This window comes from Shewanella xiamenensis (assembly GCF_024971755.1).
Taxonomy (GTDB): Bacteria; Pseudomonadota; Gammaproteobacteria; order Enterobacterales; family Shewanellaceae; genus Shewanella; species Shewanella xiamenensis.
The window spans coordinates 1-12047 of the sequence record NZ_CP079718.1 but is presented as its reverse complement, the minus strand read 5'-3'; the positions used below and the strand labels follow the sequence as shown (position 1 = coordinate 12047).

Below are 12047 nucleotides of genomic sequence, written 5' to 3'. Positions count from 1 at the left end.
CAGGGGCAGTTATGTCACAGCGGCACCACAAGCCGGAAATCTTGCATACTGAAGTTGTCGCTAAGAGCCGTTTGTTTCAAATTGAACAAGTCCATCTTAAATTTTCCAACGGTGTCGAGCGCCAGTATGAGCGGATGAAGGGCGGAAGCCGTGGCGCTGTGATGGTGGTGCCCATTCATCAAGGTAACATGCTGTTAGCCCGTGAATATGCCGCTGGCACCGACAATTACGAGCTAGGTTTTCCTAAGGGATTAATAGACCCTGGTGAGCAAGCTATCGAAGCGGCCAATCGAGAATTGCAGGAAGAAATCGGTTTTGGGGCCCGTAAGCTGACCCTGTTGAAAGAACTTAGCCTTGCGCCGGGTTATTTCTCTAGCAAGATGCAAATTTTCATAGCTGAAGATTTATATGAAAGCCGCCTCGAAGGCGATGAGCCAGAACCCATAGATGTGGTGCCTTGGGCGTTGGCCGAGTGGGAAGCGTTACTCGAAAATAGCGATTTTTCGGAATCCCGTAGTGTGAGCGCATTGTTTTTAGCGCAGAAACATCTACAACTTAAATAATCTTTTTTGTTATAGCATTCAGCAATTGAGTGCTTGTGGATCATTCGCGATGTTAGCGATTGGAGTGGTTATGAAGCCAGAAGAGTTAATCGACGAGGTGATTGCGATAGCAACGGATGCGGGTCGCACTATTCGTGAGATTTACCTCAAGGGTAATTTTGAGCGAGAAACTAAGTCTGATAATACCCCTGTCACCTCGGCGGACCTAGCGGCGAATAAGCTGATTTGTGAACGCTTAGCCGCATTGACGCCCGATATTCCTATCCTGTCTGAAGAGGCTGCCGATATTCCCCTGAGTGAGCGTGTCGGCTGGAAACGTTATTGGTTAGTCGACCCTCTCGATGGCACGGGAGAGTTTATTGCAGGTAGTGGTGATTTTTCGGTGATCATTGCGTTGGTGGAGCACAATCGTCCAGTAATGGGCGTGGTCTATGTGCCGATGACGCAGGTGTGTTACTACGCTATTGCCGGCTTAGGCGCCTATAAACGTACCGATAAACAAGAAGTGCGCATCAGTAGTCGGCAAATTCTCCACCGTGAGCAAGTTTCCCTTAGGTTAGCTGTGAGTCGTCGTCAGGATCCCCAATCCGTGTTGACCTTATTCAATCATCCTAAGCACTGTGAGTTGGTGGTCATGGGCGGTGCGGCCTTGAAGAGTTGTCTGGTCGCCGAAGGACGCGCCGATTGTTATGTGCGAGTCGGGCCGACAGGTGAATGGGATACCGGCGCCGCGCAGATCATTATTGAGGAAGCGGGTGGTCAGCTCATGGATACCGAGCTGCAACCTTTGACTTATAACGAGCGTGAGACGCTTGAAAATCCTAACTTTATTGTTGTTGGTGCGCCAAATTTAGAGTGGGATAAAATTTTAATTGGTGAATAGGTTTACATGCAGTCGATTCGTCCAGTATTAAAGTCAGAGTTAGCCGACGTTTTTCAACTTGAACAGGCTATCTTTGGCGATCATTGTTATCCCGATTTTTTCTTCCGCCAAGGGTTTGATTGTTGGCCAGAGCAGTTTCTGGTTGCCGTAGACGCTGACGGGGAGCTTTTAGGCTATTTGCTCTGCGCTCAAAGTGGCGACCCTACCTGTATGTGGATCCTGTCCGTGGCGGTGAGTGAGCAAGCCCGCGGGCGAGGCATTGGTAAACAATTAATACAACAATGTTTAAGCCAAATACCACCTCTGGTTAAGCGGGTGGATTTAACTGTCGATCCCCATAATCCTGCCCATGGTTTATATCAGCGTTTAGGGTTTGTCGATACTGCCTTCGAAGCGGACTATTTTGGCGCTGGGGCCGACAGAGTCGTGATGAGTTATCACTGCCGCTAGGTAAAAGTTCAATCTCGAAATGGTGCCCTCAATTGAGGGCGTCATTTTTTATGCGTTAAAAGTTAAATTCCCTCCAAGGTTCGCATCGAGCGATTGCCCAGAGTTAGACTTTCTTCCCTCATTTTTATGCCTTTTACTTCATGCTGTACGCAAAATAAACTTATTTTGAACGTTGTTTTTTATTTTTCAGGCTGTTAATCTCACACCATTCAACAGGGAGTGAGACCTATGGCGAGACGCAAAGAACATAGTCATGATGAGATTCGTGCTATGGCAATAGAAGCAGCAATGGCACTGCTGCAACAGCAAGGGACACAAGAACTGAGTTTACGCAAGATTGCAAGCCAGATTGGCTATGTGCCGAGTACCTTAATCAATATCTTTGGTAGCTATAACTACCTTTTGTTAGCCGTTTCTGAGGCAACGCTGCAGGCGCTGATGCATGAGCTCTCCGAGGTAAATGCAGATAATAGTCGCAATCAGATCATCAGTATGGCGCAAAAATACGCTGAGTTTGCCCATGCGCAGCGCCAATGTTTTAAGTTGGTATTTGAACTGCAGCTACTCGACTCCGAACCTTTGCCCGAATCCCAAGGCCAACTTATTGCGGGTTTATTCAGTTTAATTGAGCGTGAGTTAGCCCTATTGTTCCCCAATAAGACTGCTGAGCAGCAACTTCAAATGAGTCGAGTGCTTTGGGGCGGCATCCACGGACTCACCGCCTTATCACTGGATAATAAATTGTTTGCCGATACGGCATCTTTACCCGCTTTACTAGAGAGTCATGTGACAGGGTATTTACAGGGAATGGGTTATCAGAGGGAAAAATCATGCTGCTAACAAAACGTTTTTTACCGTATTTCGCAACCCAATGTCTGGGTGCACTTAACGACAATATCTATAAAAATGTGTTGTTGTTGCTCGTCACCTTCAGCCAAGTCAATGATTTACCCATTAGCGTCGACATGTTTGTTAATTTGGCTGCAGGGGTCTTTATCCTGCCGTTTTTCCTGTTTTCTGCCCATGCCGGCGTCGTGGCCGACAATATGGATAAAGCCAAACTTATCCGTCGCTTAAAACTGCTCGAAGTCATCATTATGTTCAGCGCCGCACTCGCTATTGTGAGTGAGAATTACATGATGATGTTATTACTGCTGTTTTTAACCGGTAGCCAGTCAGCCTATTTTGGACCTGTCAAATATTCCCTCTTGCCTCAAGCCTTAAAAGAGGATGAGTTAGTGACGGGCAATGCCTGGGTTGAGATGGGGACGTTTTTGTCTATCTTGATCGGTACCTTGAGTGCCGGGATTTTAGTGTCTGAAAACAACGCCACTTTGTGGTCGGCCATCACGGTCGCAGCCCTTGCCTTGGCGGGGTATTTGTCTAGCCGTGCGATCCCTGCTTTACCGCCGCAGGGCACGGTACAGAAAATCCAATTTCGTCCATTATCAGGCACTTGGCGCACCATTAAGAAGGCACGCCAAACGCCTTCTATTTGGATGGCCATCCTCGCCATTAGCTGGTTCTGGTTTTTGGGGGCGACATATCTGACCCAATTCCCTAACTTTGCCAAGCTGCATTTGCACTCTGGCGCGACTGTGGTGTCGCTGTTGCTGGGGATGTTTTCAATCGGGATTGCGGTGGGCTCCTTTGTCTGTGAGCGTTTTTCCTTTGGCCATGTGGAGTTAGGTTTGTTGCCCTTTGGGGTGCTCGGGTTAACCGTGTTTGGTGTGGACTTGCTGTGGGCGATTCCGCCTGCACCTGCGGATGCTAGTTTTGTTTATGGCTTACAAAGCTTTATTGCCGAGCAGAAGCATTATCGAGTGATGTTGGACTTCTTTATGATTGGGGTCAGCGGTGGTCTGTTTATCGTGCCTCTGTACGCCTTTATTCAAGCGCGTTCTGCGAAGGGAGAATGTGCGCAAGCGATTGCCGCGAATAACATTATGAACTCGCTGTTTATGGTGGCGTCAGCGTTGTTGTCTATGCTGTTACTCGGTGTGGCTGGCTGGAGTATTCCACAGTTATTCTTACTGTTGGCGGTGATGAACTTTGTGGTTGCGCTTTATGTTTATTCGCAGGTGCCTGAGTTTACACAACGATTTATCAGTTACTTACTCAGCCATGTGATGTATCGGGTGACTGTGACTGGGCGAGAAAAGATCCCTAAGGAAGGTGCAGGGATTATCGTCTGTAACCATGTGAGCTATGTGGATGCGTTGATCATTATGGGCGCGTCGACCCGGCCGATTCGTTTTGTGATGGATAAATCGATCAGTGAAATTCCGGTGCTGAAATATCTGTTCCGCCATGCAGGAGTGATTCCGATTTGTTCGCCGCGCCAGAGTGAGACCACTTACAATCAAGCCTTTGAATCAATTCATGAGGCGTTAGCGAATGGCGAGTTGGTGTGTATCTTCCCTGAAGGTCGTTTAACCCCCGATGGTGAACTCGGCGAGTTTCGTCCTGGTATCGATAAAATCTTGGCCCGCGATCCCGTGCCCGTAATCCCTATGGCGCTCAATGGTCTGTGGGGCTCTTACTTCAGTCATAAAGATGGCCATGCATTGACTACAATGCCTAAACGCTTTTGGTCCAAGGTGTCGGTGAGCTTAACGGATGTGGTGGATGGGCAAAATGCTGATCGGCACTCGCTCAGGGATAGTGTCGCGAATCTACTCAATAAGTCCTAACTTGACGAGATAGATAAAGAAAACCGTGGCAGTTAGCACACGGTTTTCTTGTTTTTAACATGCTGAGCTGTACTTGTTTAGCCAAGATTATCTTGCGATAAGTTATCTAACCACTGATGCATGTCTTGGTGATTTCCCCTAAAAAGCACTCTATGTGCTTTTTTTGCTAATTGGTATTCATACATAGGGTCGTAATACTTTTGCAGTAGCAGGCTTATCCAAGTTAAATGCTGTGAGGTTTGGTTTTGATTGAGTTGCTGCGTCAGAGCCAGTTGCATGATGTCTTGTAATTCTTGAAATTGTTTACCACCGAGACGTTTACGAATACTGGTAAGGCTCTGCAAAAGATATTGGCTAAAGGCATCAAAGCCTGCCTCAATACCTAAGCGTTCAACAAAACCGTGATGCATTTTATGAACATATTCATCGAGTAAGCGACTTAGCCTAACGTCGTCATCTTCTTCGAGTACTACAATATCGGCTGCCTGCATGGCGCTATAAAAGCTTTGCGGCAGCGCTGAGCGGCCAATCAGAAAGCTTTCATCCTCAAGTAGTAAGCAGGAATGATTGCCCTGTTGGTGGCGGAGTAGTGCAATCGCGAGCTGATTTTCAAAGTTTATTTGCGTTGGTTGTGGGTCGATGTTTTTACCAAAACTCGATCCTCTGTGATTGGCGATACCCTCAAGATCCACTGCCTCTTTGCGCTGTTTTAAAAAATCCGTTTTACCGCAGCCCGTCATACCACTTAGGCTTAACAAGCGTTGTTCGTTAGGGACGGCATCAATCACACCAATTAAATATTGGCGCATGCCTTTGTAGCCACCCTGTACATAAGGTACGACTACGCCCGCTTCTTTAAGCCATTGCTGAGTTAATTGTGAACGCAGGCCACCACGAAAGCAGTAAAGATAAGCTTCGGGGTGGGCCGATAAAAAGTGTAACCAAGCATCAATTCTTTGTTGTTTTACTGCGCCATGTACGAGTGAATGGCCTAAGGTAATCGCGGCTTGCTGTCCTTGCTCTTTGTAGCAAGTGCCGACCTTTTCCCTTTCTTTATCAACCATTAACGGCAGATTTACCGAGGAAGGAAACGCGCCGCGGTCAAACTCGATTGGCGCTCTTAAGTCGATTAATGGCTGCCCAGCAATAAAGATATCGTGATATTGCTGGGCGGGAATGATCATCGCTGACATTAACACAGCACTACATTAGCGGTGGAGGTGGGCGTTTCTAATGAGCCAATACAGATAGGCTCTATCTGATGTGCATTAAGCAGTGCCACCAGTTCCGCTTCGGCATCACTCGACACTGCCACTAACAAGCCGCCACTGGTTTGTGGGTCACACAATATGGCTTTTTGATGATCGGTAAGTACGGGTAAGTGTTCACCATAACTGTCGTAGTTACGGTGGGTGCCACCTGGAATACAGCCTTGCGCTAGATAGTCGAAGGCGCGGGGTAAGAGTGGCACGGCATCCAGATTAAGTTTAGCGGTGAGTTTAGCACCTTGACAGACCTCAAGTAGATGGCCCGCCAGCCCAAAACCTGTGACATCGGTGAGGGCGTTCACGCCTTTAATCTTAGCGATTTTGGCGCCTATACTATTGAGCTGGCACATCGCATTCACCGCAATTTGGCTATCTTCGTCTTTGAGCTTCTTCTGCTTTTGTGCCGTGGTAAGAATGCCAATACCGATAGGTTTAGTGAGATACAAACGATCGCCCGCTTTTGCGGTATCGTTTTGTTTTAAATCCGTCAGGGCGATTTGCCCTGTGACCGCAAGGCCGAAGATTGGCTCAGGCGCATCGATACTATGACCACCGGCCAGCATTATCCCAGCTTCCATACAGGCTTGACGGCCACCATCGACTACTTGTTGCGCGATCTCGGCGGGAAGCTTGTTTACTGGCCAGCCTAGAATCGCAATCGCCATCATGGGCGTGCCGCCCATGGCATAGATATCGCTAATGGCATTGGTGGCGGCGATGCGGCCAAAGGTAAAGGGGTCATCTACGATTGGCATAAAAAAGTCGGTGGTACTGATAATGCCAATTTCATCATTGAGCTTGTAAACGGCTGCATCATCACGGCTTTGATTGCCGACCAACAGGTTAGGATCGGTGAATACAGGCAGCTGCGAGGCAAGAATGGTGGTCAGTACTTTAGGGGAAATTTTACAGCCGCAACCGGCACCATGACTATATTCGGTGAGTTTAATGCTATCGGTTGGAGATACTGCACAATTCGACATGAGCCTAACATCCTGTAAAAAGTGAATGAGGCATCATAATAATAGGATACGGCCACCATGCAAGGCGGCCGTATGATTTTTACCGATAATTGTGGCCTAGCTATAAGTTGCAGTCAGGCTCTTCCAGCTTTTTTGCTGATTCAGGAGTCGGGTTTTTAGCTCTTCGACTTGCTGCAATAATTGCTGATCGACCAGTTGCTTACGTTTGGCCTCTAACAGTGCCTTTTGGGCTTGATAATATTCGAGTAAGTGTTGTTTCATCAACTCATACTCTTGTTGAATTTTTTCAATAATTTCATCGGCATTTGGCAAATTGAGCACTTTGCTTTTAGCATGCAGCAGTTGCATTTGTAAGCGGGCACTCTCGATTCGCTCCTGCGGACTCGTGCGTAAGTCTTTGGCTAAACCCACCCAAGATAACGCCTTAATCAACCACTTAGTCGGATCGTAATGCCACCATTTAATCCCGTTACGATAATCGTTTTCGAAGATATGGTGGAAATTATGGTAACCCTCACCGTAGGTCAGTACAGCCAGAAAACCATTATCGCGGGCCGTATTTTTATCGGTATAAGGTTGGCTACCCCAAACGTGGGCGAGGGAGTTAATGAAGAAGGTGCAGTGATGCACGACCACTAAGCGCAGAAGTCCCGCCATCAGTAACATACCCGCGATATTGCCAGTGAACCAGCCTAATAAAGCAGGCAGACCAATATTCATAAGTAGCACAAGCGCAAGATAGTGCTTGTGTTGCCACATCACGATACGGTCGTTCTGCAAATCACGCACGTTTTGGTAGTCATGGTAGCGTTGGGCTTGGTATTCGCGCAGCATCCAACCGATATGGCTGTACCAGAAACCCATGTTGGCGGAGTAAGGATCTTTGTCATTGTCATCGACGTGCTTATGATGCACTCGATGATCGGATGCCCAATGTAACGCGCTGTTTTGTAATGCTAATGCACCACCAAGTGCGTAGATGAAACGTATTACAGGGTGTGCCTTATAGGCTTTATGTGACCAGAGTCTATGGTAACCCGCAGTGATCGACAGACCACTGGCAAAGGCTAACACCACAAAAGCAATCCATTCGCTGACACCGTAACCGTGGGCTAGGCCATACCAAGGAACGAGGATTACCGCACTGAGAAAGGTTAGGCTAAATAGGGTGACATTAAGCCAGATGATAGGGGGTTTATTCATTATAGTTTCCAATATCCGCATTTGAGCGTACAACTGTAAGCTAATTTAGCCCAGCAATCTTGTTTGGTCAAGGTGGATAGGGCTGTGTTTCAATCGCAAAAGCGGTATTATCGCGTCATTACATTCAGTTAGCGGATTGAAGAATGGGTATTCGTGCACAGCAAAAAGAGAAAACTCGGCGGGCTCTAGTCGATGCGGCCTTTAATCAGCTCAGTGCTGAGCGGAGCTTCTCTAGCTTAAGTTTGCGAGAAGTGGCGAGGGAAGCCAACATTGCGCCCACATCCTTTTATCGTCATTTTAAGGATATGAATGAACTCGGGTTGACTATGGTCGACGAGGGCGGGCTTACCCTAAGGCAAATGATGCGCAAGGGGCGTCAACGTGCCGAAGCGGGTGGTAGCGTGATCCGTATATCAGTGGATACCTTTATGGAAGTACTTGATTCTAATCCAAACGTTTTCAGAATTTTACTGCATGAGCGTTCTGGTACCTCGGCGGCATTCCGCGCAGCGGTGGCTCGCGAGATCGAACATTTTATTTCTGAATTGGCCCATTACACCGAAGCGACGGCGGGCCGTACACCTATGCTAGCCAGAGCGCAGGCAGAAGCGCTAGTGACCTTAGTGTTTAACGCCGGAGCGTCGGCACTGGATATGAAGCGCGCCGATCGTAAAGTGCTTGCCGATCAATTAGTAATGCAGCTGCGCATGGTCGCCAAGGGCGCTGAAGCATTACAACATAAAGTAGAACATCGTTAGTTGGGTACGGTTTGACTAAAAACAAAGGAGCCACAGGCTCCTTTGTTTTTAGGTATATAGAGTCGCCTAACGACGCTCTAGCAGTACACCTGTTTCCATATGGTCGGTGTAAGGGAACTGATCGAATAGCGCAAAACGTGTCACCTTGTGAGTCTGATTTAGTTGCTGCAAATTGTCTTTTAAGGTATCGGGATTGCACGAGATATACAAAATCCGCTCATAACCTTGCACTAAGTCCAACGTGGCTGGGTCAATACCTGCTCGTGGTGGGTCGACAAAAATGGTGTTGCACACATAGCTATCCAGATCGATGTCTTCTAAGCGTCTAAAGCTGCGCTTTTTCGCCATCGCATCGCTAAATTCTTCCGCCGACATACGAATAATCTGCAGATTATCGATATTGTTGACTTCGATATTGAACTGGGCTGCATCCACCGAAGGTTTAGCTAACTCGGTCGCGAGCACGCGATTAAAGTTTTGTGCCAGCGCGATAGAGAAGTTGCCATTACCACAGTAAAGCTCCAGCAAATCGCCTTGGCTGTGTTGAGTTACGTCGATAGCCCATTCCAGCATCTTGATTGCCACCTTGGCATTTGGCTGGGTAAAACTGTTTTCGATTTGTTTGTAATGAAGAACTCTGTCATTCACTTGCAGTGACTCAACTACAAAGTCTTTATCTAAATCGATTTTCTGTTTGCGCGCACGGCCAATGATATTGACCTTAAATTGGCTGCTCAATCTGGTTTTAAGTGCGGTGGCTTCGCTGCGCCATTGATCATCAAGCTGTCTGTGATACAGCAGTGATACTAGAATCTCACCACTGAGCGTTGATAAAAAATCAACCTGGAAGAGTTTGTGGCGTAGGCTGTGGTTAGGTTTTAACTCGGCGATCAGTGCCGCCATCATTTGATTGATTAACGCACTCGCAGGTAAGTATTGATCACAACGTACTTTGTCGTTCAATACTTTATCAAACATGTAATAGTATAAATCGTCGCCCTCGTGCCATACGCGAAACTCGGCGCGCATACGGTAGTTGGCAGGCTCAGAGGCAAACACTTCAACACTCGGCGTCTCAAATTGGGCAAAGGCCTGCTCTAGCTTGATACGCTTTGCAGTCAGTTGCGCATCATAGGTCGTGGGATCCATTGCTGCTAAATTCATTGTTGATTCACCGTGGCTGTAAATTGGGGCGCAAATTTTATACTAGGTGACACGAATGTCCAGCATCTTGGTTTTGCGGTTTGAGCAAAGCTGTGGGAAAATCCGCCCGCGCATGGGGCGAAGAAGAATTAACTGGAGATGGGCTTGTCGCAACCAATATTAGTATTCGATTCTGGCATCGGCGGTCTATCCGTATTAGCAGAAATTCGCAAACTGCTTCCTCACCATGATTACTGCTATTTATTCGATAATGCCAGATTGCCCTATGGCGAATTGGAGGAGCAGGAACTTGTCTCGGGTTGTGTCGCGCTAATCGACCAAGTCGTAGAGCGTACCCATGCAGCAATTGTTGTCGTAGCTTGCAATACCGCGAGTACGGTTGTGTTGCCCGCGCTGCGTGCCACTTTAACTGTTCCTGTTGTCGGTGTTGTCCCCGCCATTAAACCTGCGGCGCAGTTATCTAAAAGTAAGCGTATCGGTTTACTAGCCACCCCAGGTACGGTAAAGCGCCACTATACTCACGAACTCATTAGCCAATTTGCCGATGACTGCCATGTAGAGCTGTTCGGATGTTCGGAATTAGTGCTGATGGCCGAGCAGAAGATTGCCACTGGTCAGCTGGATATGGTGCGATTAACGCAGATATTGTCGCCGATTGTCGAAGCGGAGTTAGATGTATTGGTACTTGGATGTACTCATTTCCCAATGATGCGTGATGAATTGCAGCAGGTATTGGGTCAAGGTGTGACTCTGCTTGATTCAGGTGAGGCAATAGCTAAACGAGTCAAAACACTGTTAGCTACTAAGAGCGAACAGCAAGGTCTAAAAGACGAGCACCAAGATTCGGTTATGCAGGCGTTTTATACTAAAGCGGAAATCAGTGAGGGATTGATGACTATGTTAGTCGATTGTGGCTTTTCGGCCCTAGAGCGAATCACCACAATCAACCAGAACGGATAAGCTAACGCAGATTATTCATCAGTACCTGTACGGTCGGCGGCTTCCGAATCTTGAGTCTTAGCTTCTCTAACCTTTAAGGTTCTTTCTTGGAAGTTAAAGTCATTTAGCTTAACCATTGCTTTTTGAGCACCTGCTTCGGACATTTCAACAAAACCGAAGCCTTTACGGCGGCCTGTTTTACGATCTCGAACTAAACGGACTGAATTGACTGGGCCGAATTCACCAAACAAGACTTTCACTTCTCCCTCATGCACACGATAAGGCAAGTTACCTACATAAAGTGTCATTGTCGGGCCGACATATTGTTCATCAGCAGCTTGAGTAGTACCTAAATCAGGGACAAATTTAAAGATAAGCGTAGTAATAATCACGCCAGCAACAAAGGCGATGTAAGCGGGTAATGTTGTTGCAAATTGAGATAGCGCAATTGCGCCAAGAATGGCAATAACCAAAACAATAAGAAATGACTTTTGCATATAAATGCTCTCTGAATGAAATAGAAAATGATAAATAACTGTTAACAGCAAGTCATATGGTAATGAATTATTTACTTTTACACTAGACTGCTGCCGAAAAATTGAGCGCGAATTATCATTTATCAGATAAAAACTTACATCAAAATTGAATAACCAAGCCAAAATAGATAAAAAATAAACATAATGCTTAAAATGTCGGCGTACAGTCTTTGGGGGCTAAAAAAGCACTTGCACAAAAAGTTCCGCTGCCTATAATGCGCATCCACTGACACGGCAGACAGCGATACGCAGTTGCAAGTGCCAGTTCATCGAGTGATTCAGTCCTTGATGAGCGAAAAGAAAGTTTAAAAAACTACTTGACGCAAAAACGGGAATGCGTAAAATACGCAGCCCTGACCCGCTGAAATCACATGTGATAATGCGATGGTCAACGCTCTTTAACAATTTATCAAGCAAATCTGTGTGGACACTCACAGGTGTTGAGTTAATCGAAATTACTCTGCCGTTCGGTGAGTAATCAAAGAATTAAATCAATGAATGAGTGTTCATAGCAATATGTACATAATTTTGATTTCGCTTTCTTCTCTTTATGAAGAGAGGGCGGAAACAAATGACAGAATTCATTGAGCCGAATCTTCGGATTCAC

General features: G+C 46.8%; 12 protein-coding genes. 7 read left to right on the top strand and 5 right to left on the bottom strand.

The features are described from left to right. Window positions 1-11: 11 nt before the first annotated feature. The 5 genes from nudE (at window position 12) to KXJ80_RS01115 (ending at window position 4589) form a co-directional block, all read left to right on the top strand. A complete protein-coding gene (gene nudE, locus KXJ80_RS01135; RefSeq protein ID WP_037430523.1) occupies window positions 12-563 on the top strand; it encodes an ADP compounds hydrolase NudE in 552 nt (183 codons plus the stop codon). Between the two features lie 70 nt (window positions 564-633). Next, a complete protein-coding gene (gene cysQ / locus KXJ80_RS01130) occupies window positions 634-1446 on the top strand; it encodes a 3'(2'),5'-bisphosphate nucleotidase CysQ (RefSeq protein ID WP_218737627.1) in 813 nt (270 codons plus the stop codon). Window positions 1447-1452: 6 nt separating this feature from the next. After that, window positions 1453-1896: a GNAT family N-acetyltransferase gene (locus tag KXJ80_RS01125; protein WP_047535773.1), complete on the top strand. Its 444-nt coding sequence runs from the start codon at window positions 1453-1455 to the stop codon at window positions 1894-1896. 228 nt (window positions 1897-2124) lie between these two features. Continuing rightward, window positions 2125-2736, top strand: coding sequence for a TetR/AcrR family transcriptional regulator (locus tag KXJ80_RS01120; protein ID WP_088213147.1), 612 nt, complete (start codon window positions 2125-2127; stop codon window positions 2734-2736). Further along, window positions 2727-4589: an MFS transporter gene (locus KXJ80_RS01115; protein ID WP_218737626.1), complete on the top strand. Its 1863-nt coding sequence runs from the start codon at window positions 2727-2729 to the stop codon at window positions 4587-4589. Before KXJ80_RS01120 ends, KXJ80_RS01115 begins: the two co-directional genes overlap by 10 nt. Before the next feature lie 77 nt (window positions 4590-4666). On the opposite strand, the gene mnmH is transcribed toward KXJ80_RS01115, so the two are convergent. From mnmH to KXJ80_RS01100, 3 genes are all read right to left on the bottom strand, one after another. Beyond that, entirely contained in the window at window positions 4667-5782 is a 1116-nt protein-coding gene (gene mnmH / locus KXJ80_RS01110; protein WP_218737625.1) for a tRNA 2-selenouridine(34) synthase MnmH, read from the bottom strand. Continuing rightward, window positions 5782-6840, bottom strand: a complete 1059-nt coding sequence (selD, locus tag KXJ80_RS01105) for a selenide, water dikinase SelD (protein ID WP_218737624.1) — start codon at window positions 6838-6840, stop codon at window positions 5782-5784. The genes mnmH and selD overlap by 1 nt, the downstream gene beginning before the upstream one ends. Before the next feature lie 96 nt (window positions 6841-6936). After that, complete coding sequence (locus KXJ80_RS01100) at window positions 6937-8043, bottom strand: acyl-CoA desaturase (protein ID WP_218737623.1); 1107 nt, start codon at window positions 8041-8043, stop codon at window positions 6937-6939. 143 nt (window positions 8044-8186) lie between these two features. Between KXJ80_RS01100 and fabR the strand changes: the two genes are divergently transcribed. Then, on the top strand, window positions 8187-8801 hold the full coding sequence (gene fabR, locus KXJ80_RS01095) for an HTH-type transcriptional repressor FabR (RefSeq protein ID WP_011070594.1): 615 nt from the start codon (window positions 8187-8189) through the stop codon (window positions 8799-8801). A gap of 66 nt (window positions 8802-8867) precedes the next feature. Here fabR and trmA read toward each other — a convergent pair whose 3' ends face one another. Beyond that, entirely contained in the window at window positions 8868-9965 is a 1098-nt protein-coding gene (gene trmA / locus KXJ80_RS01090; protein WP_218737622.1) for a tRNA (uridine(54)-C5)-methyltransferase TrmA, read from the bottom strand. A 144-nt stretch (window positions 9966-10109) separates the two neighbouring features. Here trmA and murI point away from each other — a divergent pair, with 144 nt between their 5' ends. Further along, window positions 10110-10925, top strand: coding sequence for a glutamate racemase (gene murI / locus KXJ80_RS01085; protein WP_188871257.1), 816 nt, complete (start codon window positions 10110-10112; stop codon window positions 10923-10925). Between the two features lie 11 nt (window positions 10926-10936). Here the strand turns inward: murI and KXJ80_RS01080 are convergent, their stop codons facing one another. Continuing rightward, window positions 10937-11401 carry an RNA recognition motif domain-containing protein gene (locus tag KXJ80_RS01080; RefSeq protein WP_037430549.1) on the bottom strand — a complete coding sequence of 155 codons (465 nt, stop codon included), beginning with the start codon at window positions 11399-11401 and terminating at the stop codon, window positions 10937-10939. Window positions 11402-12047 lie beyond the last annotated feature (646 nt).

Bases quoted from the DNA above. Each gene is read 5' to 3' on its own strand.
- nudE (WP_037430523.1), top strand. From the start codon at position 12: ATGTCACAGCGGCACCACAAGCCGGAAATCTTGCATACTGAAGTTGTC.
- cysQ (WP_218737627.1), top strand. From the start codon at position 634: ATGAAGCCAGAAGAGTTAATCGACGAGGTGATTGCGATAGCAACGGAT.
- KXJ80_RS01125 (WP_047535773.1), top strand. From the start codon at position 1,453: ATGCAGTCGATTCGTCCAGTATTAAAGTCAGAGTTAGCCGACGTTTTT.
- KXJ80_RS01120 (WP_088213147.1), top strand. From the start codon at position 2,125: ATGGCGAGACGCAAAGAACATAGTCATGATGAGATTCGTGCTATGGCA.
- KXJ80_RS01115 (WP_218737626.1), top strand. From the start codon at position 2,727: ATGCTGCTAACAAAACGTTTTTTACCGTATTTCGCAACCCAATGTCTG.
- mnmH (WP_218737625.1), bottom strand. From the start codon at position 5,782: ATGTCAGCGATGATCATTCCCGCCCAGCAATATCACGATATCTTTATT.
- selD (WP_218737624.1), bottom strand. From the start codon at position 6,840: ATGTCGAATTGTGCAGTATCTCCAACCGATAGCATTAAACTCACCGAA.
- KXJ80_RS01100 (WP_218737623.1), bottom strand. From the start codon at position 8,043: ATGAATAAACCCCCTATCATCTGGCTTAATGTCACCCTATTTAGCCTA.
- fabR (WP_011070594.1), top strand. From the start codon at position 8,187: ATGGGTATTCGTGCACAGCAAAAAGAGAAAACTCGGCGGGCTCTAGTC.
- trmA (WP_218737622.1), bottom strand. From the start codon at position 9,965: ATGAATTTAGCAGCAATGGATCCCACGACCTATGATGCGCAACTGACT.
- KXJ80_RS01080 (WP_037430549.1), bottom strand. From the start codon at position 11,401: ATGCAAAAGTCATTTCTTATTGTTTTGGTTATTGCCATTCTTGGCGCA.